A 21,824-nucleotide genomic window follows, 5' to 3' on the forward strand; every position below is an offset into this window, starting at 1 on the left:
ACGATCACGCTTAAGATCGGCGTCGAATCCCGAAAGCCGCCAGCAAGCCGAAGCCGGCCAGCCAAACCCAGGCCGAGGCCGAGCTGGCCAAGCCGCCCAGCGAGCACCCGCTGCCCTCGAGAAGCGGGTTGGCCGGTGGCGTCGGCGTTGGGGTCGGGGTCGGAATGAGAATCGGGCACTCTTCCGGCACATAGCAGTCGGGGTCGCAGCCCGGAATCGGAGCTCCGGTGACCTCGCGGCAAGTCCCGCCGGGAGCCGGCGCCGCGCAGCCCGAAGGGCAGCAGAAGTCGGCGTCGGGCTCGCAGGCCTTGTCGGTGATCACGCAGCCGCCGCTGCTGTCGCAGACGTTGTCGGTGCAGAGATCGCCGTCCTCGCAAATCTCGCCCGGGAATTGGCCGCTATCCGGATAAGGCGGTCCGGGGAATTCGATGAGCTTGATGGCCGGCGGATCGACGCAAATCAAATCGGCCTCGGCCTGATCCAAGCAAGCGGCATCGTAACCCGGAGGGTTGCAGTCGATGGGGCAAGTGTCGCAATCCTCGCCCTGCTCGCCTTCGCAGACGCCGTTGCCGCAGTGGTCGAAGGGAACCGGCTCGGGGCTGTTGCAGAGCACGCAATTTTCGTCGGCCGCGGTGTCGAGGTCATAGTCGCAACCGCTGGGATTTTCGCTGGGATCGGGTTGATCGAGGCAAACGCCGACCCGGCAGGCATTGGCTTCGGCGCCGCCGGAGATCCCGTTACAGAAATCGTCGTTGGGCTGGCAATCGATTTGGGTCGTGCCCACTTCGACGCAGGTGGTGTGACACAGCGGATCGCCGTCCCCCGGAACGCCTTGGGGACACTGGGGAACCGGCGAGGGAGTCACGAAGCTTCCGTCGGCCGCCGCGCAAAAGAAACCGGGACAAACTTCGCCGCCGCAGCCAGGGCCGAAGGAAGTGAATTCGCAGGTCTCGCCGACGCAAAGGTCGCAGTCCGTTCCGGGATTGCTGGCATCGCAAGGAGCGCCGACGACGCCGTAGAGCGGCCGGACCCAGCCTGGGTAAACGCTGACTCCGATTGCCCAAAGTAGGAATAAAAAGAAGGCGGGCAAAGCAACCCCCGCCAGCTGCCAACGGTGTTTTTTGATGACTTGCGACATGCAACCTCCCCTGTGGGGTTATGCGTATTGTTAATTTTCTGTGGAGTGCCAGGTACTTGAGCGCTAAGAGTAAAGAATTGACCGAGAAAGATCAAGCAATTAAACGGATTCATGGCCGAAAACCAAGCAAAGCCACTCCCGAATTGGGCCTTTCCGGGGCTGTTTTTAGCCTATTTTCTTTTCTATGCTTGGGATCTCGGGGCCATTGCCAAGCCGGTCTGGGACGAGATCGCCTATGTTCCGGCGGCCCGGGCCTTTCTACTCGGCCTCTGGCCCCTGCCCAATCCCGAGCACCCGCCCTTCGCCAAGCAAATGATCGCCCTCAGCATGAAGCTCTTCGGCGACCGGCCCGAAGCTTGGCGCTACTTTTCCGTGTTGTCCGGAGCCATCGCCAACGTCAGCGTTCTCTATCTGGTCGACCGCCTCGGAAAGCGCCGCGGCGTGACGCTGCTGACCGCGGCTTGCCTGCTGCTCGATCCGCTTTTGATCGTTCACTATCGGATGGCGATTTTGGAGCCGCCCATGGCTGCGGCCATGATGTCGGCCCTAGCCATCGCCGTCGGCATCTATCAAAGCCGCTCCTGGCGCCCTTTCCGAGTCGTCATCCTCGGAATCGTCATGGGCTTGGGCCTGGCCAGCAAATGGTCGATCGCCGCGGCTTTCCCATCGATATTTATTTTGGTTTTTTCGGGATTACGCCGCGAGAAGGCGACCTTTGGCGCCTACTTCCTCGCTCTTTTGGCTCTCAGCCTGCTGCCTTGGGCGGTTTATTTCGGCAGCTACGCGCTCAACGGCTTTTCATTCAGGCAAAGCCTTGAAGTTCTCCGCTTCAGTCTCGAGTTCCACCGCCATTTCGACAGGACTTTGAACATCGGCAGCCCCTGGTATGAGTGGCTCTATTCAGGCCAGCCGCTTTGGTACCTTCACCCGGCCTTGCACAACACCAAGGACCAAACCCTGATGGCCGTCGGCAACTTGGTTCTTTGGATTTCGGCCCAGCTCTTGGCCATCTACGGACTGTGGGCCCGCCGGCGCTCGCTTGAGATGTGGGCCATTGCGGCCGCGCTGGTTTTGCAATTTTCGCTCTTCGCGTTCAAGCCGCTGAACTTCATGCATTACATGGTCGGGATCTTGCCGTTGCTATACACCTTGATGGGATCCGGCATCGCGGCGCTTTTTGACCGTTACGGCGACCGCTATCGGCGGATTCTCCAGGTCGACTTCGCTCTCCTCCTGCTTGGCGCCTCACTCGTCACCTGGAATTACGGTCCCTTCCTCTGGGGCGGGCGTGTGACCCAAGAGAGCCTTAGCCGCCTCCCCAATCCCTTTTCTTCGCAAGCCCCGCAGCCTTAAAACGCGCCGCGCGGCCTCCCAAGCGATGGGCCACCCCATCTTGGAGCGGCCTTGGAGGCGGTCGCGAAACACGATCGGGTACTCTCGAATTCGGCAACCATCGTCCCAAAGCGCCAGGGTCAGCTCGACCCAAAAACCGTAACCGTCGCAGCGGAAACGCTGGCTTTCGAGACGCTCCAAAGTCCGGCGATTGAAACAACGGAAGCCGGCGGTGATGTCGCGAAACGGGAGCGAGAGCAAACGGCGGGCGTAGAGATTGGCCCCGAGGCTCAAAGCCCTTCGGTGCCATGGCCAATTTTCCACACCGCCCCCCGGCACATAACGCGAACCGATGACCAGATCGCAGCTTTCCACCAGCTTGAGCATCGGCAAGACCGCCTCGACCGGATGGGAACGGTCGCCGTCCATTTGCAAGAGCCTCTCGGCACCGAGCTTCAAAGCGTCATGATAGCCCTCGAGGCACGAGTGGGCGAAGCTCCGGGGCGGCGCCCGATGGAGGCAATGGAGCCGTTCGCCGTAACGCGTTTTCAAGTCCTCGGCCAGCCGGCCGGTGCCATCGGGCGAAGCGTCGTCCACCACCAGAAAATGAAGCTCGGCCGGCAGAGCCGCCAGCTCTTCCAGCAGGATCGGCAGATTTTCCCGCTCATTATAGGTGGGAATGAGGATGAAATCTTTCACGGCTCTCCGGCGATGGCGACAAAATACTTGGAAGGCGATCGCAAATACTAGTATTAAATCCGCCGATGCCGCTTGCCCTCGCCTGTCTCAAAGCCGTCTTGCTCTTCACCCTGACCGGCCTCAGCTTGTTCCGCTTGGCGCCCCGCGCCATCCGGGAAATCCATTCCTGGATCGACCGAATCTTGCTGTCGCTGCTCACCGGCATCGCCTTCTATACCCTCTTCTTTCTCTTGGCCCAGGGCCTATTCAACCTGCCCTTGACCCAGGTCACGCTTTGGGGGGTCTTCACCTTGATCCTCGCGGCCGGCGCCGGGGTCGAGATCTACCGCCGCTCCCGGCATTTGAAGACCGGTTTCGAGGAAAGCCCCGACGAAGACGAAAAGCTCGACAAGCCTCCGGCCCGGCCCTGGCGTGAGCTGATGGTCCTGATCGCCCTCGGCCTCATCTTCGCCTTCAGCCTTCACGTCCGGCTGCAGAACGGGCTCAAATACCCGGATAAGCTGCTCGATGCCGATCCTTACCGCCACCACATCCGTACCGAGGCCTTGATCCAAACCGGCCACCTGTCGAAATTCGACCCTTACTTGGTCGGCGAGGTTCCCATCTTCGAGCTCCAGGGCTGTTATATCCTGGCCGGCGTCCTGGGGCTGGCCGGGCCTTTCTCGGCTTGGGATCTCTGGGCCTGGGGCTCCCAGGTTTTTGGGGCCTTGAGCATCCTTTCGCTCTACCTCTTCGCCAAGCTGGGGCTGCGCTCGGTCATCGCCAGCGACCTCGGCCCCCCGCCCCGGCGCAAAAAAGGGCCGGCCCCGCCCCACCTCCGGGCCGAGGAAGTCGCCACTTTCGTCGCCCTGATCGCGGCCGCGCTGTGGGGAGCCTCGCCGGTTCACATCCTTCGCACCAATGCCGGCTTCTCCGAGGCCTATGCGATTCCGATGCTGGCGCCGGCCCTGCTCTTCTACCTTTGGGCGGCCGAGAGCCGGGTCTGGGGCGACTTCGTCTGGTTCGGCGTCTTCTTCACCGCGCTGGCCTTCATCAATCCGGTGCCGGCGGTCTTTGTCGTGCCTTTCTTCGCGGTTCACGCGGTCTACGTCTTCGTCAAAACCCGCGATAAGCGCTGGATCTGGGGCAACTTGCTGGCCGGCGGGATCTTCCTGGCCTGCCTCCTGGTCTGGAATTGGAAATTCTTGGCCACCCCGCTCTTCACCGGCGCCCTGGCCACCGGCAAGGCCGGCACCGAGGGAATCATGAAGGCGATGGGACAAAACCCGACCTTCGCCGAGAAGATCAAGGCCGGCTGGGAAACTTTCTCGCGGGAGATCTTCCGCAATCTGACCTTCGTCAACCTGTCGGGGCCCTCGATCGGATCTTTCCTCGGCGCCTTCGGTCTCAACGGCCGGCTGACTCGGCTTTTCTTCGACCTATTGGCGGTGGGCGGGGCCTTCGCCGGCTCCTTCTGGGTCTTCTGGAACGGGCGGGAGAAGAAATGGCGGATCGACGTCGTCACGGTCTTCTTCTTCCTTTCCTACGCCTTCTTTTTTCTGATCCTGTTTCTCATTCCCTTCGGCTTCATCTCCTTTACCTCCAAGTACTACCGCTACCTGCTCCCGATCAGCTTGAGCCTCTCCTGCATGTTCGCTTACTTCCTGTGGCGGCTCATCGATCACTGGGTGAAGAAGGATGGACGCAAGATCGCCGCGCTGGCCTTGACCACCGGCCTCTGCCTCCTCATCAATGCCGAAGCCGCGACTTGGGGCGGCTGGATCCTCAACTGCACGCCTGAGGAATACGCCTCGGCCGATTGGATCAACAAGAACACCAAGAAGAACGACATCATCATCGCCAACTGGTACACCGGCGATTATCTGCGCAGCCTGACCTTGCGGAACATCGTCATCAGCGACTATCCGCGAGTCGAGGTGCGAGTGGCGATGGACAAGTTCAACCTGAACATCCCGATCCTGCCGCGCGATCCCAACAAGGTATTGGACTACGTCGAGAGCCATCCCGGCGATTATTATCTGGTGACGTCGAAGTGGGGTCCTTGGGGGAAATACGAAGCCAACCCGCAATTCGAGCTGCTTCAGACCAACGGCAGCAATAAGAAAACCCAGTCGAAGATCTTCAAGATCCACCGCCGGGCTCCGGAGTCGATTCCGGAGTCCTTGTAGCAAGGGATTTTCCCCCTTTGAAAAAGGGGGATTAAGGGGGATTTAAAGGCGGGCTTCTGGAAGAAAAGCCTGGCGAACGAGCTTTATTGCTTTGCAACGGCTTTCAAATCCCCCCTGCCCCCCCTTTTTCAAAGGGGGGAAGTCCAGCTACGGAGTCTGGGTCTCGGGCGCCGATTCGGCGAGCTTGCCGGGGACCTTCATCGCTGCCAACTGGGCCCAGGCCGCGTTTTGCACCGGCTCCGGCGCATCCGATCCCTTGATGACCAGGCTGAAAAGGATCTTCTCGGCCTCGCCGTTCTCGCCTTGGGCGAAATATCCGCGGGCCAACCCGAGCTTGGCCCGGAAACGGAAAGGATCCTCGGCCTTGTCGGCGACCGAGCGATAGACCTCCATGGCCTTGGCCGTGTCGCCGGAGTTCTCGAGGGCCGCCGCCCGGGCCAATCGTGCCACCGATTGGAGGGCGAAGGAATGGCCCGCCGGATCTTGGAGAGCCGCCGCGGCGTCTTTCCAGTTCTGCTGGCCCGAAAAGGCGCTGCCGAGACGAAGACCGACCACGTCTTTCAAGGGCCGCGGCGGATTCAGTTTTTCCACCCTTTGCCAGGCGCTCAAGGACTCGCCGCTAGGAGCCTCATCGGCCTTCCAGTAATCGAGCGACAAGGTGTTCATCTTTTGTCCGATCCGATACTGGTAGAGGGTATAGGCTCCGAAGGCCAGGAGAGCGGCTCCGACCAAGGCCCAAAGCTTCATCTGATGCTTGAGGAAGTAGCGGGTCAAATGATCGAAGAAAGAGATGAACTCGTCGGGTCGGGCCGCTTTGGCCTTGGGCGGACGGTTGTATTGGGGCACGTTTTTCTCCTCAGGCCTTCTTGAATGGTTCCGGATAGAGTGAGCTCAGCTTGACGACTTTGGCGCTGTCGCCCGAGCCGAGCAAAAGATCGATGTCGCCCGCCAACTCCCAGAGGACTTGGCGGCAAATTCCGCAAGGGACCACGTCGGGATCTTCCTGGGCGGTGATCGCCATCGCCGCGAATTCAGCCTCGCCTTCGCTGACCGCCTTGAAGATCGCCACCCGCTCGGCGCAGATCGAGGCGCCGAAGCTGGCGTTCTCGACATTGCAGCCGCTGTAGATCTTTCCGCTGCGGGTCAGCAGGGCCGCTCCGACATGATAGGAGGAATATGGCGCATAGGCTTTGGCCATGGCCTCGGTTGCCCGAATTTTCAGCTCTTCGCATCCGCTCATCGTCCGGTGCTCCCGAATCCGCCCAGGCCCCGCTCGCTGGAGCTCAGCTCGGAGACGATTTCAATTTCGGCCCGCTCGACTTCGTGGATCACCATCTGGGCGATCCGCTCGCCGGCCTTGATCTCGAAGGGTTCTTGGCCGAGGTTGATCAAAACGACCTGAACCTCGCCGCGGTAGTCGTGGTCGATGGTGCCGGGAGAATTGAGGCAGGTAATGCCGTGGCGGATCGCCAGGCCCGAGCGAGGCCGGATCTGGGCCTCGTGACCCTCCGGCAGCTCCATCGAGAAGCCGCAGGGGATCAGCGCCCGTTCCATCGGCTGCAGAACTCGGGGTTTCTCCAGGGCGGCGCAAAGGTCCATCCCGGCGGCGCCGGCGCTCATATAAGCAGGGACCGCGAAGCCCGGGGCCTGTCCGACCCGCTTAAGACGGATTTTCAACCGGTTCATCGAGTCGTCCTCCGCCCTCGGCGGTCGGCCTCAGTCCCTTGGCTTCCCTAAGGCTCAAGCCGATCTTGCCGTCTCGTTCCACCCGGAGACACTTGACGATGATCTCGTCGCCTTCCTGAATGACATCGGTGACCTTCCCGACCCGCTTGTCGGCGAGCTGGGAGATGTGCAGCAGGCCGTCGGTGCCGGGGATGATCTCGACGAAGGCGCCGAATTCGACGATCTTGCGAACCTTGCCGCGATAGACGTGGCCCTCGATCGGCTCCTCGACGATCGCCTCGATCATGCGGCGGGCCTTCTTGAGCGAGGCCTCGTCGCTGCTGAACAGCTTGACGGAGCCGTCGTCCTCGACGTCGATCTTGACGCCGGTCTGCTCGACGATGCCGCGGATGACCTTGCCGCCCGGCCCGATGATGTCGCGGATCTTGTCCTTGTTGATTTGGATCTGGACGATGCGCGGCGCGTAAGCCGAGAGGTTCTCCCGAGGGAGAGAGAGGCCCTTGGCCATCTCGCCCAGGATGTGGACCCGGCCTTGGCGGGCCTGCTCGAGCGCTTGCTCCATGACGTGGGTCGGCAGACCCTCGATCTTGATGTCCATTTGAATGGCGGTGATGCCGCGCTCGGTGCCGGCGACCTTGAAATCCATGTCGCCCAGGTGGTCCTCGTCGCCGAGGATGTCGGAGAGCACCAGGTACTGGTCGCCTTCCTTGATGAGGCCCATCGCGATGCCGGCGACCGGCGCGCTGATCGGCACGCCGGCGTCCATCATCGAGAGCGAGGCGCCGCAGACCGAGGCCATCGACGAGGAGCCGTTGGACTCGAGGATCTCGGAGACGATGCGCAAGGTGTAGGGGAAAGCCTCTTCCGAGGGCAGGACCTTGGTCACGGCCCGTTCGGCCAAGGCGCCGTGGCCGACCTCGCGGCGGCCGGGGCCGCGCAAGGGCTTGGTCTCGCCGACCGAAAAGGGCGGAAAGTTATAATGCAGCATGAAGTGCTTGGTCCCGCGTTCGAGCAGGTTGTCGATGATCTGAACGTCGTCGGAGGTTCCCAAGGTGGTGGTGACCAGAGCCTGGGTTTCGCCGCGGGTGAAAAGCGCCGAGCCATGGGTCCGGGGCAGCAGCCCGACCTCGACCGAGATCGGGCGAATATCGGCCAAGCCCCGGCCGTCGATGCGTTGCTTTTTGGTGGCAATGGCTTGGCGAAGGATTTCGGCCTCCAGGGCTTCAAAAGCGGCCGAGACCTTGTCTTCCAGCTCCTCGGGGCTGTCTTCCTTGATCAAAGCCTCCTTGAGCGCGGTCTTGACTTCCTTGATCGCGTCACGACGGGCCAGCTTTTCTTTGACCGAGAAGGCCTGGGTCAGCTTGCCGTAGGCCAGCTCCCGGACCTTGGCCTCGAGCTCGGCGTCCTTCACCGGCGGCTCGACGACCCGCTTGGGAACGTTGACCAGAGCCTGGAGCTTTTTCTGGGCCTCGATGACCGGCTGAAGCGCTTCATGGCCGGCTTTCAAGGCGGCCAGCACCTCGGCCTCGCTCACCTCGCGGGCGCCGCCCTCGACCATCACGATGGCATCTTGGCTGGCGGCCAAGACGATCTCCATGTCGCTCTCGTCGAGCTGAGCCAGGGTCGGGTTGATGACGATCTGACCGCCGCTGCGAACGATGCGGCAGCCGCCGATCGGGCCCTGGAAGGGTATTTCCGAGATGGTCAGGGCGGTCGAGGCGCCGATGATCGCCAGGGTGTCGGGGTCGCAATCGGCGTCGGCCGAAAGAACGGTGGCGATGACCTGGGTGTCGCAAGCCCAGCCTTCGGGAAAGAGCGGCCGAATCGGCCGGTCGATGAAGCGGCTGGTCAGGGTCTCGCGCTCCGAGAGCTTGCCCTCGCGCTTGAAGAAGCCGCCGGGGATCTTGCCGGCGGCGAAAGTCTTCTCGACGTAATCGACGGTCAGGGGCAGGAAGTCGACTCCCTCGCGGGGGTCGGCGCTGGCGCAGGCCGTGACCAGGACCACGGTGTCGCCGCAGGAGACCAGAACCGCTCCATGGGCTTGCTTGGCCATGCGGCCGGTTTCCAATGTGAGGGTGCGACCCCCGATTTGACATTCGACTCGGTGAAATGTGCTCATTATAGCGCTTCTCCTTACTTAAAAGCGACGAAGCAAGCGCCCTTGAAAAAGGCTCTTGAGACGTCTTGATGCTTCGGGGGAGGCGCCGGCGAAACGGCAACGGTAGGGGGAGAAGAACCAACTGATAATTTAGACACAAGGCCTTGGATCAAGGCCTTCGGCATAAATTATCAGTCTAGAAAACAAATCCCCCCGACCTTTGGGATCGGGGAGCCTTTCCCGAAATACGACAGAACTACTTACGTAAACCTAAATCTCCAATGAGCTTCGAGTACTTGCTTTGATCGTTGCGCTTCAGGTACTCGAGCAAGCGGCGGCGTTGGCCGACCAGCTTGAGCAGGCCCCGGCGGGAGGAATGATCCTTCACGTGGGCCTTGAAATGCTCGGTGAGCGAATCGATTCGGCGAGTGAGCAAAGCGACTTGAACCTCGGGCGAACCGGTGTCGCTGTCTTGGCGCTGGAACTTCCGAATGATATCGCTCTTGTTTTCTCCGTTGGTCATACATCCATCTCTATTGTTAAATTGGGCCAAAAACCCTAGCCGCCATTATGCAGCGGTCGAGGGCCGATTGGCCAGTTCCCTTCGAAAAATTAAATTCAAAAGGTGGGGGCTCGTAACATAGCCCGGAAACGCTGTAAAGCAGCTTCCTCAAACGCTTTCTTGGCGCTGCAGGACTCGAAGGTACTCGAAATCCCGGCCGGGGGCCGCGACGATGAGAGCCTGAATTCTCCGGTCCCGAACCAGGGCGAGCTGCCTATCATAAAGTCCTTTAATTTCAATAATTTGATTCACCCTTCGCAGCGAAACCCCAGCTTGAACCCGGCGCCGTTCCTCCTCGTCGATCAGCTCGACCTTGGGCCAAGAGGCCAAGAGCTCCTCGATGCTCCACAGCTCGGCCAGGGTCCCCGAGGGGTCTTCCAACACTCGGTCCAAGGTTCGGGCTCGGTCCAAGGTGAAGGGACCGCTGGCGAGGCGCCGCAAGGCGATCACGTGGGCGCCACAGCCCAGCCTTTCGCCAATGTCATGGACCAGTGAGCGGATATAGGTTCCCTTGGAGCAGTTCACCTGAAGGGTGAAGTCCGGCCGACTGAATGATTCCAGCTCCAGACTTTCGAAGTGAACCCGGCGCGACTTCCGCTCAACGCCCTCCCCGCTCCGGGCATAGTCATAGAGCGGACGTCCCCGAAACTTGATCGCCGAGTAAAGGGGGGGCATCTGTTCCTGCGAGCCGAGGAAGCCATGAACCGCGGCTTCGAGCCGAGAAGCTTCGACCCAGGAAGGATCGGCGCGGCGCAGGACCGCACCATCGGCATCGTAGCTGTCGGTCGTCTCGCCAAGGCGGCCGATGACCCGGTAGCTCTTGGTCCCCTCTTCCAAATAAGGGATGATCTTGGTGGCCTCACCCAAGGCGATGGGCAGGACGCCGGTAGCCAAAGGATCCAAGGTGCCGGTATGGCCGAGCTTAGAGACCTTCAAAGCCCGGCGCACCCGGTTGAGCGCCTGTTGCGAAGTCATTCCGCCCGGCTTGTCGAGGATGAGAAGGCCGTCCATGGCGACTCCTGTAGGGGCGACCCTTGCGGTCGCTCTATCTGCTGCGATCGCGATCGCTTTGCCTTGGGCACCCGCAAGGGGTGCCCCTACTCCTTGCCGAAGATGTCGTTGATCTTGTCCTGGATCTCGAAGGACTCATCGTAAAAGAACTCGATCTGAGGCGAAAACTTCATATCGAGCCGCTCGGTCAACAGGTGACGGACATAGCTTGCCGATTTTTCCAGGCCCTTGGCGGCCGCGGCCTTGCGATCCTCGGCGCCGGGCATCGCGTAGTACACCCGGGCCAGCCGCAAATCGGGGCTGACCTTGACGCCGGTGACGGTGGCGCCGTTGACCCGTGGATCGCTCAATTCAAAATGAAGAATTTGGCTCACTTCGCGGCGAATCTCTTCGGCGATGCGCTTGTCTCTTCCGGTTTTCATCTCTCTCACTCGTAATGGATCATGTCCCGCTCCTCGCGGGTGATTTCGCCCAAGTGCATCGCTTGGATCGCGTTCATCGTCCGGGTGATCAGCGAGTCGAGGGTTGCCTCGTCGCCGCCGACCACCGCGAAGCCCATGCTGGCCCGTTGCCACAGATCCTGATTGCCGGTCTCGTTAACCACCACCTTGAGCTGGGATAGGACGCGGTCCTTCAGCTTCCCCAAGGAGTGGCGCTTCTCTTTCAGAGACTGGTTGTAAGGCATGAATAGCTCAAAGGAGCAGACGCCCACGACCATTTCGATTATCCAAGCTTGGTCTTAACCGTCTCCAGCAAATAGCATTCGACGATGTCGCCGACCTTCATATCGTTGAAGCTCTCGAAGCCGAGTCCGCACTCGTAGCCCTTTTCGACTTCCCGGGCGTCGTCCTTGAAGCGCTTCAGCGAGGAGAGCTTGCCCTCGTGGACGATCACGCTGTCGCGCAGCAGCCGAACATTGGAGTTGCGCTGGATCTTGCCGTCGACGACATAGCAGCCGGCGATGTTGCCGACCTTACTGATGTTGAAGACCTCCCGGATCTCGGCCCGGCCCAGATACTTCTCCTTGATGGTCGGCTCGAGCAAGCCTTCCATGGCCTTCTTCACGTCTTCGACCGCGTCGTAGATGACCTGGTAGACCTTGATCTCGACGCCTTCCTGCTCGGAGACCTCGCGGGCCTTGGTGTCGGGACGGACGTTGAAACCGATGATGACCGCGTCGGAGGCGCTGGCCAGCATGACGTCGGATTCGGTGATGCCGCCGACGCCGACGTGGATCACGTTGACTCGGACCTTCTCGTTGGAGAGCTTCTCGAGCGAGGCCTTGACCGCTTCGCTGGAGCCTTGGACGTCGGCCTTGAGGATGAGCGCCAGCTCCTTGGCCTCGCCGGCCTTGAGCTTGCTGAAGAGATCCTCGAGGCTCATCTTGCTGCCGCCGCCGATGCGCTGGTCGCGAGCCTTCATCTGACGATGCTCGGCAACCTGCTTGGCGGCCTTTTCGTCTTCCAAGGCTTGCAGGAGCTCGCTGGCCTGGGGAACGCCGTCGAGGCCCAGAACCTCGACCGGCACGCCGGGACCGGCCTCGCGGACCTGCTCGCCCCGATCGTTGGTCATAGCTCGGACCCGGCCGAATTGGCTGCCCGCGACGATGGCATCGCCGGCACGCAGCGTTCCTTCCTGAACGAGGGCGGTGACCACCGGTCCTCGGCCCTTTTCGAGCCGGGCCTCGATGATGACGCCCTTGGCCAGCTTGTTGGGATTGGCCTTGAGCTCCAGCATCTCGGTCTGGAGAAAAATGCTTTCGAGCAGCTCGGGCACGCCCTGCTTGGTCTTGGCCGAAACCGGCACGAAGAGGACGTCGCCGCCCCAATCCTCGGCGAGCAGGCCATGCTCCGAAAGCTGGCGCTTGACCACGTCGGGATTGGCGCCGGGCTTGTCGATTTTGTTGACCGCGACGATGATCGGGACTTCGGCGGCCTTGGCATGATTGATCGCCTCGATGGTCTGAGGCATCACGCCGTCGTCGGCCGCGACCACCAGGACGACGATGTCGGTGACCGAGGCGCCGCGGGCCCGCATCGCGGTGAAAGCTTCGTGACCCGGAGTGTCGAGGAAGGTCAGCTCCCGGCCCTCGCCCAAGCCGACACGGTAGGCCCCGATGTGCTGGGTGATGCCGCCGAACTCGCCGGCCGCGACGTCGGCTTGGCGGATGGCGTCGAGCAAGGAGGTCTTGCCGTGGTCGACGTGACCCATGACGGTGACGACCGGCGCCCGGGTGATCAGGCTTTCGGGCGCGTCTTCATCGGTCTTGAGGACCGCCTCTTCTTCAAAGGAAGTCTTCTTGACCTCCCATTGATAATCGGCGGCCAATAGGACGGCGGTGTCGTAGTCGATGGCTTGGTTCATCGCCGCCATCGTCCCGGCGGCCATCAGCTTCTTGATCAGCTCGCCGCTCTTGACGCCGAGCTGTTGGGCCAAATCGGAAACCGTGATGGTGTCGCCCATCTTGACGATGCGCTTGATCGCCTTGGGCAAGGTCGTTTCGGGCTTCTTGCCGACGACTCGCGACTTGACCCTGCGGCGCTTGGAGCTGCGGCCGGGCTGGAAGACCCGGTCGGCGATGTTGTGAGTCGAAATCCGGGCGATCTGGGAAAGGGTGTTGACCTTGCCAATGCCCTCGATGTCCAAGTCCTCGTTCTCGACCTTGGCCTTCTTGCCGCCCTTCTTGGCCTTGAGGCGCTTCTCCTCTTCCTCGCTGAGCTCGGGCGCCGCCCCCTCTTCGCGAACGCCGGGCCGGGCCGTCGAAGGCGCGGTGGTTCCATCGGCCTTCCGCTTCATGTGGGGAAGCTGAATGATCGTTCCAACCGGCGGACCTTCGGGCAGGGCTCGAGGACCGACGACCTTGGGCTCCTCAGCCTTGGGCTTGACCGAAGGCGCGGGCGCGGCTTTGACGGACTCGGCCGGCTTGGTCGGAGCGGCCTTTTCGATCGGAGCCTTGGCTTCGATCGGCGGCGGAGCCGCTTCTTCGGCCAGAGCCGGAGCTTCCGGAACCTGGGGTTCGGGCGCGGGCGCCTCCATCACCGGCTCGGCGACGGCGGCTTCCTGGGGAGGAGCCGCTTCCGCGGGTGGGGCTGGCTCGGCGGCTGCCGGGGCCTCCGTCTCGGCCTTGGCGCGACGACGGATGATGCCGGGTTTGATGCGTTTTTCGACGACGCCTTGTTTGTTTTCCATAAATATCGTTCCCCTTCATCGGGATACTAAGCAGGCTGTTGAAAAAATGGTTTTATTCCCGGTGTTTTTTTTCAACGGCTAACTACTTGCTTCCGACGAATTCGACTCGGCCGGGGCCTCTTCGGAGGCGCTGGCCTCGGCCGCGGCCCGGGCTTCCTCGGCGGCCTTGGCTTCGGCGGCCGCGCGGGCCTCGGCTTGGGCCTTGGCTTCGGCTTCGGCGCGCTGCTTGGCTTCCTCGGCCTTGCGGGCCTCTTCACGGAGGAAAATCTCGCTGGGGCGCTGCTCCACCGGCATCTTCATCACTTCGACCGCCCGATTGTGGATCTCGGTCAAGCGGTCGGGGTTGATGCCCGGCAAGGTCAAAAATTCCTCGAGCGGAGTCTCGGCGATCTCCCGCGTCGTCCGGAAAGCATGGCTGTAGAAGATGCTGGACAGGCTCTCTTCAATCTCCAAGTCGGCGACCAGCGCCATCTTGGCCCGCTTGGTCATCTCTTCATGCTTGGTCTCGCTGTAAATGTCGATGTTCCAGCCGGTCAGCTGGGCCGCCAGCCGGACATTCTGGCCGCGGCGGCCGATCGCCAGCGAAAGCTGGTCGTCGGGCACGATGATCTCCATCGAGTGGTCTTTCTCGTGGATGATGACCTTGGCGACCTCGGCCGGGGCGATCGCGTTGCAGACGAAGCGGGCCGGATCCTCGTCCCAGGTGACGATGTCGATCTTTTCGCCGCGGAGCTCTTGGACCACCGACTGGACCCGGCTGCCCTTCATGCCGACGCAAGCGCCGACCGGGTCGACGTCGCTGTCCTTGGAGTAAACCGCGACCTTGGCCCGGCTGCCGACTTCGCGGGCGACGTTCTTGATCTCGACGATGGCCTCGTTGATCTCGGGCACCTCCATCGCGAAGAGCGAGCGGATCAGCGCCGGGCTGCGGCGCGAGAGGATGAGCTGGGGCCCCTTGGCGCCCTTGCGCAGCTCGAGGAAGTAAGCCTGAATCCGTTCGCCGGTCTTGTAAGTCTCGGAGGGGACCTGCTCGGAGCCGGGGATGATGGCCTCGGTCCGGCCCAAGTCGACGATCATGGTGCCCTTCTCGAAGCGGCGGACGATGCCGGTGATCAGCTCGCCGACCCGGTCCTTGTATTCGTTGTAAATGATGTCGCTCTCGGCTTCCCGGATCTTCTGAATGATGACCTGCTTGGCGGTCTGGGCGGCGATGCGGCCGAACTGATAGGAATCGAGCTTTTCGCCGAGCTCGTCGCCGAGTTGGGCCTCGGGGTCGAGCTTCTGGGCTTCGGGCAAGGTGATCTGGGTGGCCGGCGTCTCGATGGTCTCGACGACGTTGCGGAATTGGAAGAGCTCGACCTCGCCCAGCTCCTCATTGTACTGGGCCTCGAGCTCGGCATCGTGACCGTACTTCTTGCGGGCGGCCGAGACCATCGCGGTCTCGATTGCATCGACCAAAATCTCCTTCGGAATCCCCTTGTCCCTCTTCACTTGGTCCAAGACCGCGTTCAGGTTGATGAACATCGACTTGACGTTTTCCTTGGCGGTCTTCCTCTTGCGCGGTGGCATACTTAATGGCCTTTCTTCTTCTTGTGCTGGCGCGGGCCCGGCTTCGGTCCCGCGGCTTTCGCCTCGCTGGCGAAGTAATCCAAATTGGCCTTCTTGACGGCCGCGACGGGCAGGCGATGGGTCTCCCCGTCGATCTCGATTTCAATGGCCGGCTCGCCCTCGGCTTCGACCTTGAGCAAGCTCCCCTTGAAATGGCGCCGGCCTTCCAAGGGCTCTTCGGTCGTGACCTGGATGATCTTGCCGATCTGGGCCGCGAAGTGCTCGGGCTTGGCCAAAGGCCGGTCCAAACCCGGGGAAGAGATCTCCAGATGATAGCGCCCTGAAACTTCGGCCTCAACATCCAGAATCGTGCCCAGCGCCTCGCTGAAGGCCTGGCAATCGTCGATGCCGAAGCCCCCGCCACCCGGCCGATCGAGATAAATCCGAAGCACCCGATCGCCGCGCTCCGACGTGAGCTCGCCCTTCAAGATTTCATAACCCATCGACTGAGCCACGGGCTCGGCTAACTGTAAAACGCTGGCAAGTTCGCGATCCATGAAGACAAAAAAAAAGCGGGGGAAGAAACCTTCCAAGCCCACTTGATGAACCATCTCGTAAAGCCGGGGCTGCGGGATCCGACAAAAATCCAGCCCTTATCCCGCAAAGCGACCCTCGCCTTAGCACTCTGTGCAAATGAAGGCAAGCGCTATTTAAGTGCTTGGAATTACTTGTCATTCTGAGGAGCGGGGCCCCGGTCGAGCGCCGCGAGGTTCGAGTGAGACCGGGGGACGAAGAATCTGCGACTGCCTCAGGCAGATCATCTACCTTGGGTGGTCGCAGATCCTTCACTTCGTTCAGGATGACATCCGGTTAAGTTGGGGCAATCAGCACCACGAACTCGCCCTTCCAGGAGCGAAGCGGCATTTCACCGGCTTTTTTCAAGGGACCCCGGTAAATCTCCTCGAATTTCTTAGTCATCTCGCGGGCCACCGCGATGGGCCGGGGCCCCAGGATCTCGAAAGCCTCGTCGAGGAATTTTTGGATCCGGTGGGGCGACTCATAGAAGATGAGGGTCGAAGGAAATTCGGCCAGCTCTTGGAAGCGGCGGCGCCGGGCCGCGCTCTTCGGCGGCAGGAAACCCACGAAGTAAAAGCTGTCGGTGGGCAAGCCGCTCAGCAAAAGCGCGTTGATTGCGGCGCAGGGGCCCGGCAAGGACTCGAGCTCGTGGCCGGCCTCGATCACTGCCCGGGCCAGGCGAAAGCCGGGATCGGAGACGAGCGGCGTCCCGGCATCGCTCACCAAGGCGATGTGGGCGCCCCCCTCCAGCTTGGCCAGAATGGCCGCCACTCGCGAACGCTCGTTGTGCTCGTGGAGGCTGAGCAGCGGCTTCCGTATTTCGTAATGCTGGAGCAATTTGGCGCTGTGCCGGGTGTCTTCGCAGGCGATCAAGTCGGCGGCCTTGAGCGTCTCCAAGGCCCGCACCGTGATGTCGCCCAAATTGCCGATCGGCGTGGCGACCAAGGAAAGCTTCCCGCTCATAGCTTCACTCGGTAGTGATTGGAAATCGGCATCCGCCAGCCGTAACCGAAGGCCTTGCCGGTGACCCGGATGCCGGGAGCCGCCTGCTGCCGTTTGTACTCATTGGCGTCGAGCCGGCGCAGCACCTCTTCCACCGTTTTCTTGTCGAAGCCATCGGCCACGATCTCCTCGGGCAACATCCGCCGCTCGATGTAGCGCTCGAGGATGCCGTCGAGGGTCTCATAGGGCGGCAGATCGTCCTGATCCTTCTGGTTGGGCGCCAGCTCGGCCGAGGGAGGCTTGGTCAGGCTGCTGCGCGGAATCGCCGGCTGAATTTTATTCGCCAGCCGGGCCAGGCGATAGACCAAGGTCTTGGGCACGTCGGAGAGCAGCGCGAAGCCGCCGGCCATGTCGCCGTAGAGCGTGCAATAGCCGACCGAAAGCTCCGACTTGTTGCCGGTGCTGAGCAAGAGATGGCCCTCGCGGTTGCTGATCGCCATCAGGATGTTCCCGCGAATCCGGGCCTGGATGTTTTGCAGGGCGGTGTCGACTCGCTTGCTTCCGTCATAGCGGAGCGTCTCGCGATATTGGCCATAAAGATCGCCGATGGGATAAGTCCGGTGCTCGATCTTGAGCGCCTTGACCAGGGCCGCGGCATCGCGGATGCTGCCGGGACTGGAGAAAGGCGAAGGCAGGCTGACGCCGAGGACATTCTTGGGGCCCAGGGCTCGGGCCGCGATCCAGGCGGTCAAAGCGCTGTCGATCCCGCCGGAGAGCCCGACGACAACTTTGCGGAAGCCGCACTTGCGAAGATAATCCTGCAAGCCCACGATCAAGGCTTCCAAAACCAGCTCTTCCTCGACTTGGCGCGGAACCGCGATGGGCTTGAGCCGGTTCAAATCGACCACCTCGAGGTCTTCGCGGAAGGCCTTGAGCTGGCGGACCAGCTTGCCCTCTTCGTTCAGCACCAGCGATTGGCCGTCGAAGACCAGGTCGTCGTTGCCGCCCACCAGGTTCACGTAGACCAGCGGCACCCGATAACGCAACGTTTGGCGCTGCAGCAACTGGCGGCGCGTCGTCTCCTTGCCCCGCGAATAAGGCGAAGCCGAGATGTTGATCAGTAGCTCGGCGCCAGCTTGAGCCTGCTCCATCACCGGATCGACGGTATAAAGGTCGCGGACCCAATAGGCCCGGTCGTTCCAAATATCCTCGCAGATGCTGATTCCGATTTGGAGGTCATGATAGGAGAAGACCGGCGATTCGGCCCCGGGCTGGAAATACCGGCCCTCGTCGAAGACGTCGTAAGTCGGCAGCAGGGTCTTATGCTTCACGCCCAAAATTCGGCGTCGGGAGATGAGGGCGGCGGCGTTGGCCAAGCTCTTGCCGCGAGGCGAGTCGCGGTGGTCGACGAAGCCGAGAATGGCGGCGACCTCGTTCACTTGCCGGGTCGCGTCGCGCAGCGCCCGGAAATTGGCCTCGATGAAATCGGGCCGGTCGAGCAAATCCTTGGGCGGGTAGCCGCAGAGCGTGAGCTCGGGAAACACCGCGAGGTCCGCGCCCTTGGCTTTGGCCCGGCGCATCCCCTCCAGGACCTTTTTCAAGTTTCCTTCAAAATCGCCGACGGTGGTGTTGATCTGGGCGAGCGCGACTTTCATCCGCCCGGAACATACCTTGGTCTAGCGAAGCTTCTCCAGCACTTTCGGGAAGAGCACGAAGGAGGCTCCGAACACCAAGTGAGCCGCCCAATCCCAGAACATCGGCACTTCCCGGTTCCAGAAATCTTGGCCGTGAAGGGCGTTCATCAAGATCGGAATGAGCAAATAAGGTCCGATCATGGAAAAAACGCCCAAGCCCAAGCCCAGGAGAAGCGCCGAGCCGGCGCTGCGGATCTTCAGCAACGATGCCAAAAACCCGTAGACCAGGCCCCACAGCAAGGAGGGTCCGAGCTGATGGAGCAGCAGTCCGGCGACCAAGGCGCCGGCATGGAACCCTTGCAGCGCCTGGTCGCCGAAAACCGCTGAGCCGATCACCTGGACGGGGTAAATGGGGCTTTTGCCAAAAAATACGGCGAAAACGAGCATGACGACGACGGCCATGATGAGACCGGCGATTTGGCCGGTGACGATGCCGCCCAAGATGGGCCGGCCTTCGAGCTTGGTCTGGTCGCCAACATAAGCTTTGGTGGGCAACGTCGTATCCATAGGTCCTCCAAATTCGATTCGATCTTGAACCCCCTATTAAAAATGGTAAATACTGTTTAAACTGTTTAAACTCTAGCGGAGGCCAATATGCCGGGATTGCATGAGAATCAGCATCGTATCCTGGACTACCTGCTCGACCATCCCGAAGGGGCGACCTTGGAAGAGCTGGCCGAGCATCTCGGCCTGAGCAAGACCGGCACCAAGGAGCACCTCCTCAAGGTCGAAAGCCAGGGTTATCTCCAACACTCCGACGCCAAGGGCTCGGTCGGCCGGCCGCGCCGGCGCTACTTGCTGTCAGCGGCCGGCATCGAAGTCTTCCCGCGCCAATACTCCTGGCTCTCCAACGCCCTGCTGGAGCTGCTGGCCGAGGATCTGGGCGCCGAGAAAGTCGCCAAGATCATGCGCGACTTGGCCAATAAAGTTTGCGATTCGATGGAGCCGCGCTTCAGCCGGCTGCGCGGCACGCCCGAGCTGCTCGCCGAAGTCACCGCCGTCATGAACGAGCTCGGCTACCGGGCGGCGCTCAAGCAAAGCGATTTGCGCAAGGGCGCGGTGCTCGAGGCCACCAATTGCGTCTACCATTCGGTGGCCCAGCAGCATCCCGAGCTTTGCAAGTTTGATGTGCAATTCATCGCTCGGGCGTCTAAGATGGACGTGACGCTGGAAAGCTGCATCGCCCGAGGAGGCTCGGTCTGCCGCTTTTGCCTGCACAAACCTCAGCCGACGCAACGATGAAGAAAGTGCAGAGAAAAAAGAAGATCCGGGCGCTCGGTGTCATCACCGGCGGCGGCGACTGTCCGGGCCTCAACGCCGCGATCCGGGCGGTGGCCAAGCGAGCCGAGCTCGAAGGTGTGCCGGTTTACGGCGTCCGGGAGGGCTTTCGCGGTCTCTATGAAGGCCGCATGAGCCGGCTCAAGCCGATCGAGGTTTCGGGCATCGTCGCCCGCGGCGGCACCATCCTCGGCACTTCCCGCTTCAATCCGCTCAAGGCTCCCGATTCGGTGAAGAGGATGCGCCACCACCTCAAGCGCCGGCACATCGACGTCCTCATCAACATCGGCGGCGAAGGGACGATGCGGCTCTCCCACGAGCTCGACCTCAAGGGCATTCCCTGCATCGGAGTCCCCAAGACCATCGACAACGACGTTTGGGGAACCGACTACACCTTCGGCTTCGACACCGCAGTCAGCATCGCCACCGAGGCCATCGACCGCCTCCACACCAATGCCGAATCCCACAACCGGGTGATGATCGTCGAGGTGATGGGCCGCCACGCCGGTTGGATCGCGACTTACGCCGGGATCGCCGGCGGCGCCGACGCGATCCTGATTCCCGAGAAGATCTTTCCCTTGAGCCGCTTGATCGGCATCATCCGCAAGCGCGAGCGGATCGGCAAGCGCTTCAGCATCATCGTGGTCAGCGAGGACGCCCGGATCCTGGCCGACATCGGCCGGGCCAAGGCCGAGATGCTCCACACTCCGATGCATCACGACGAGTACGGCAACCTCAAGCTCGGCGGCATTTCCCATCTCCTCGAGCGGGAATTGCGCCGCCACCTCGACATGGAAATCCGCTCGACCGTGCTGGGCTACATCCAGCGCGGCGGCAGCCCCACCGCCTACGACCGGGTCTTGGCCAGCCGGCTCGGCGTGGCCGCGGTCGAGCTGGCCCTTCACGGCAAGACCGGGCGGATGGTGGCGCTGCAAGGCAAGAAGATCGCTTCTCTGCCCTTTGCCCAGGTGGTGAAAAAGCTGAAGGGAGTCGACGAGGAGATTTACCGAGTCGGCGAGGTGTTCTTCGGTTAAGTTTCGGAGCCGGCATTCTCCGAGGCCTTGCGGCCGGCCCTTTCGATGTGAGCGGTGCAAATCGGGCTATCCAACAAGGCCTTCGAAAACTCGATCGCCCGCTGGACCAAAGCCTTGGCGCCGTTATGGAGCGAGGCGCTGCCTTTGACGAATTCCATGTTCCGCTCCATCTTCTCGGCCTCCCAGCCCAGCGAATGCCCAATAAAAGGAAAAGGTGGGAAGAGAAAGCCCAGCTCGGCGAAGAAGCCGAGCATCTGGCCGGCCACCATTTGGACGTTGTCCTGGCCGCCGGTGATGATGAAAGAGGCGACCTTGTTTTGGATGAGGACCCGGTTGTTGATGGTGATTTGATTTTGGATGCAGTTCATCCGCTCCACCATCTTGTAGTAGAGCCCGCTGGCCGCGCCCCAGCGGATCGGCGTGGCCACCAGAAAGACGTCGGCCCAGTGGATCATCGCTTCGTAGATTTCGCGCATCTCGTCGTCGCGGTCGCCGCGGGTGATCGTGCAAGGCCAGATGCAAGCCTCGGCGGCCTTGGAGTAATAGCCTTCGCAGGGCCGGACCTTCATTTCGCGGACGCGCAGGAGCTTGGTTTCGGCGCCGAGCTCGTCGCGGGCGTGGTCGAGGGCGGTCTGGAGCAAATCCTCGGAAGTGGAATAACGGGGATGGGACAAAGTCATCATCGTCGTCGAGATTCCGGCGACTCGGATCGGCCCCTCTTCCCGTCGGATCGGCCGGTTCAATCCGCTGTGGGACTCGGGCAGGGGCTTGCCCTTTTTGACCGGATCGGGATTCAGCAGGAGCCGGCCGCCTTCGACCTTCACTTCATAGACCGGAACGCCGATCTCGAAATTTTCGTTGAAGCGGTG

Annotated in this window: 21 protein-coding genes; 4 read left to right on the forward strand and 17 right to left on the reverse strand. The window is 61.7% G+C overall.

All coding sequences use genetic code 11. The features are described 5' to 3' along the window. Positions 1 to 10: 10 nt before the first annotated feature. Positions 11 to 1,138: a hypothetical protein gene (locus VJR29_04165; protein HKY62593.1), complete on the reverse strand. Its 1,128-nt coding sequence runs from the start codon at positions 1,136 to 1,138 to the stop codon at positions 11 to 13. A 111-nt stretch (positions 1,139 to 1,249) separates the two neighbouring features. On the opposite strand from VJR29_04165, the gene VJR29_04170 reads away from it, so the two are divergent. Beyond that, positions 1,250 to 2,491 carry a glycosyltransferase family 39 protein gene (locus VJR29_04170; GenBank protein HKY62594.1) on the forward strand — a complete coding sequence of 414 codons (1,242 nt, stop codon included), beginning with the start codon at positions 1,250 to 1,252 and terminating at the stop codon, positions 2,489 to 2,491. Here the strand turns inward: VJR29_04170 and VJR29_04175 are convergent. Continuing rightward, positions 2,384 to 3,169 (reverse strand): polyprenol monophosphomannose synthase, encoded by a 786-nt coding sequence (locus tag VJR29_04175; GenBank protein ID HKY62595.1) that lies wholly within the window; start codon positions 3,167 to 3,169, stop codon positions 2,384 to 2,386. The genes VJR29_04170 and VJR29_04175 overlap by 108 nt on opposite strands. A 65-nt stretch (positions 3,170 to 3,234) precedes the next feature. Between VJR29_04175 and VJR29_04180 the strand changes: the two genes are divergently transcribed. Then, positions 3,235 to 5,337 carry a hypothetical protein gene (locus VJR29_04180; GenBank protein ID HKY62596.1) on the forward strand — a complete coding sequence of 701 codons (2,103 nt, stop codon included), beginning with the start codon at positions 3,235 to 3,237 and terminating at the stop codon, positions 5,335 to 5,337. Positions 5,338 to 5,484: 147 nt separating this feature from the next. Here VJR29_04180 and VJR29_04185 read toward each other — a convergent pair whose 3' ends face one another. The 14 genes from VJR29_04185 to VJR29_04250 form a co-directional block, all read right to left on the reverse strand. Further along, entirely contained in the window at positions 5,485 to 6,183 is a 699-nt protein-coding gene (locus tag VJR29_04185; GenBank protein HKY62597.1) for a tetratricopeptide repeat protein, read from the reverse strand. A gap of 10 nt (positions 6,184 to 6,193) precedes the next feature. Next, positions 6,194 to 6,577, reverse strand: coding sequence for a cytidine deaminase (locus tag VJR29_04190; protein HKY62598.1), 384 nt, complete (start codon positions 6,575 to 6,577; stop codon positions 6,194 to 6,196). Further along, on the reverse strand, positions 6,574 to 7,023 hold the full coding sequence (dut, locus tag VJR29_04195) for a dUTP diphosphatase (protein ID HKY62599.1): 450 nt from the start codon (positions 7,021 to 7,023) through the stop codon (positions 6,574 to 6,576). Before dut ends, VJR29_04190 begins: the two co-directional genes overlap by 4 nt. Then, positions 6,998 to 9,142, reverse strand: a complete 2,145-nt coding sequence (gene pnp, locus VJR29_04200) for a polyribonucleotide nucleotidyltransferase (protein HKY62600.1) — start codon at positions 9,140 to 9,142, stop codon at positions 6,998 to 7,000. The genes dut and pnp overlap by 26 nt, the downstream gene beginning before the upstream one ends. A gap of 235 nt (positions 9,143 to 9,377) precedes the next feature. Then, a complete protein-coding gene (gene rpsO / locus VJR29_04205; GenBank protein HKY62601.1) occupies positions 9,378 to 9,644 on the reverse strand; it encodes a 30S ribosomal protein S15 in 267 nt (88 codons plus the stop codon). 147 nt (positions 9,645 to 9,791) lie between these two features. Beyond that, entirely contained in the window at positions 9,792 to 10,694 is a 903-nt protein-coding gene (gene truB, locus VJR29_04210) for a tRNA pseudouridine(55) synthase TruB (GenBank protein HKY62602.1), read from the reverse strand. An 86-nt stretch (positions 10,695 to 10,780) separates the two neighbouring features. Then, positions 10,781 to 11,116 carry a 30S ribosome-binding factor RbfA gene (gene rbfA, locus VJR29_04215; protein ID HKY62603.1) on the reverse strand — a complete coding sequence of 112 codons (336 nt, stop codon included), beginning with the start codon at positions 11,114 to 11,116 and terminating at the stop codon, positions 10,781 to 10,783. A gap of 5 nt (positions 11,117 to 11,121) precedes the next feature. Then, a complete protein-coding gene (locus VJR29_04220) occupies positions 11,122 to 11,412 on the reverse strand; it encodes a DUF503 domain-containing protein (protein ID HKY62604.1) in 291 nt (96 codons plus the stop codon). 5 nt (positions 11,413 to 11,417) lie between these two features. After that, the gene (gene infB / locus VJR29_04225) at positions 11,418 to 13,883 is read right to left on the reverse strand and encodes a translation initiation factor IF-2 (GenBank protein ID HKY62605.1); all 2,466 of its coding nucleotides are present in this window, start codon (positions 13,881 to 13,883) and stop codon (positions 11,418 to 11,420) included. 78 nt (positions 13,884 to 13,961) lie between these two features. Continuing rightward, positions 13,962 to 15,452: a transcription termination factor NusA gene (gene nusA, locus VJR29_04230; GenBank protein HKY62606.1), complete on the reverse strand. Its 1,491-nt coding sequence runs from the start codon at positions 15,450 to 15,452 to the stop codon at positions 13,962 to 13,964. A 2-nt stretch (positions 15,453 to 15,454) separates the two neighbouring features. Further along, a complete protein-coding gene (rimP, locus tag VJR29_04235; protein ID HKY62607.1) occupies positions 15,455 to 16,042 on the reverse strand; it encodes a ribosome maturation factor RimP in 588 nt (195 codons plus the stop codon). A gap of 259 nt (positions 16,043 to 16,301) precedes the next feature. Further along, positions 16,302 to 16,970, reverse strand: a complete 669-nt coding sequence (gene rsmI / locus VJR29_04240; GenBank protein ID HKY62608.1) for a 16S rRNA (cytidine(1402)-2'-O)-methyltransferase — start codon at positions 16,968 to 16,970, stop codon at positions 16,302 to 16,304. Next, on the reverse strand, positions 16,967 to 18,604 hold the full coding sequence (locus VJR29_04245; protein HKY62609.1) for an NAD+ synthase: 1,638 nt from the start codon (positions 18,602 to 18,604) through the stop codon (positions 16,967 to 16,969). Before VJR29_04245 ends, rsmI begins: the two co-directional genes overlap by 4 nt. Positions 18,605 to 18,625: 21 nt before the next feature. Further along, complete coding sequence (locus VJR29_04250; protein ID HKY62610.1) at positions 18,626 to 19,150, reverse strand: hypothetical protein; 525 nt, start codon at positions 19,148 to 19,150, stop codon at positions 18,626 to 18,628. Between the two features lie 87 nt (positions 19,151 to 19,237). Between VJR29_04250 and VJR29_04255 the strand changes: the two genes are divergently transcribed. Both VJR29_04255 and VJR29_04260 read left to right on the forward strand, forming a co-directional pair. After that, a complete protein-coding gene (locus VJR29_04255) occupies positions 19,238 to 19,885 on the forward strand; it encodes a winged helix-turn-helix transcriptional regulator (protein ID HKY62611.1) in 648 nt (215 codons plus the stop codon). Further along, complete coding sequence (locus tag VJR29_04260; protein ID HKY62612.1) at positions 19,882 to 20,955, forward strand: ATP-dependent 6-phosphofructokinase; 1,074 nt, start codon at positions 19,882 to 19,884, stop codon at positions 20,953 to 20,955. Before VJR29_04255 ends, VJR29_04260 begins: the two co-directional genes overlap by 4 nt. On the opposite strand, the gene VJR29_04265 is transcribed toward VJR29_04260, so the two are convergent. Continuing rightward, on the reverse strand, positions 20,952 to 21,824 hold an 873-nt coding region (locus VJR29_04265; protein HKY62613.1), incomplete at its 5' end, for an NAD(P)H-dependent oxidoreductase. The genes VJR29_04260 and VJR29_04265 overlap by 4 nt on opposite strands.

The organism is bacterium (assembly GCA_035281585.1).
Lineage (GTDB): Bacteria > UBA10199 > UBA10199 > DSSB01 > DSSB01 > DATEDP01.

Bases quoted from the DNA above. Each gene is read 5' to 3' on its own strand.
- VJR29_04165 (HKY62593.1), bottom strand. From the start codon at position 1,138: ATGTCGCAAGTCATCAAAAAACACCGTTGGCAGCTGGCGGGGGTTGCT.
- VJR29_04170 (HKY62594.1), top strand. From the start codon at position 1,250: ATGGCCGAAAACCAAGCAAAGCCACTCCCGAATTGGGCCTTTCCGGGG.
- VJR29_04180 (HKY62596.1), top strand. From the start codon at position 3,235: ATGCCGCTTGCCCTCGCCTGTCTCAAAGCCGTCTTGCTCTTCACCCTG.
- VJR29_04190 (HKY62598.1), bottom strand. From the start codon at position 6,577: ATGAGCGGATGCGAAGAGCTGAAAATTCGGGCAACCGAGGCCATGGCC.
- dut (HKY62599.1), bottom strand. From the start codon at position 7,023: ATGAACCGGTTGAAAATCCGTCTTAAGCGGGTCGGACAGGCCCCGGGC.
- pnp (HKY62600.1), bottom strand. From the start codon at position 9,142: ATGAGCACATTTCACCGAGTCGAATGTCAAATCGGGGGTCGCACCCTC.
- rpsO (HKY62601.1), bottom strand. From the start codon at position 9,644: ATGACCAACGGAGAAAACAAGAGCGATATCATTCGGAAGTTCCAGCGC.
- truB (HKY62602.1), bottom strand. From the start codon at position 10,694: ATGGACGGCCTTCTCATCCTCGACAAGCCGGGCGGAATGACTTCGCAA.
- rbfA (HKY62603.1), bottom strand. From the start codon at position 11,116: ATGAAAACCGGAAGAGACAAGCGCATCGCCGAAGAGATTCGCCGCGAA.
- VJR29_04220 (HKY62604.1), bottom strand. From the start codon at position 11,412: ATGGTCGTGGGCGTCTGCTCCTTTGAGCTATTCATGCCTTACAACCAG.
- infB (HKY62605.1), bottom strand. From the start codon at position 13,883: ATGGAAAACAAACAAGGCGTCGTCGAAAAACGCATCAAACCCGGCATC.
- nusA (HKY62606.1), bottom strand. From the start codon at position 15,452: ATGCCACCGCGCAAGAGGAAGACCGCCAAGGAAAACGTCAAGTCGATG.
- rimP (HKY62607.1), bottom strand. From the start codon at position 16,042: ATGGTTCATCAAGTGGGCTTGGAAGGTTTCTTCCCCCGCTTTTTTTTT.
- rsmI (HKY62608.1), bottom strand. From the start codon at position 16,970: ATGAGCGGGAAGCTTTCCTTGGTCGCCACGCCGATCGGCAATTTGGGC.
- VJR29_04245 (HKY62609.1), bottom strand. From the start codon at position 18,604: ATGAAAGTCGCGCTCGCCCAGATCAACACCACCGTCGGCGATTTTGAA.
- VJR29_04250 (HKY62610.1), bottom strand. From the start codon at position 19,150: ATGGATACGACGTTGCCCACCAAAGCTTATGTTGGCGACCAGACCAAG.
- VJR29_04255 (HKY62611.1), top strand. From the start codon at position 19,238: ATGCCGGGATTGCATGAGAATCAGCATCGTATCCTGGACTACCTGCTC.
- VJR29_04260 (HKY62612.1), top strand. From the start codon at position 19,882: ATGAAGAAAGTGCAGAGAAAAAAGAAGATCCGGGCGCTCGGTGTCATC.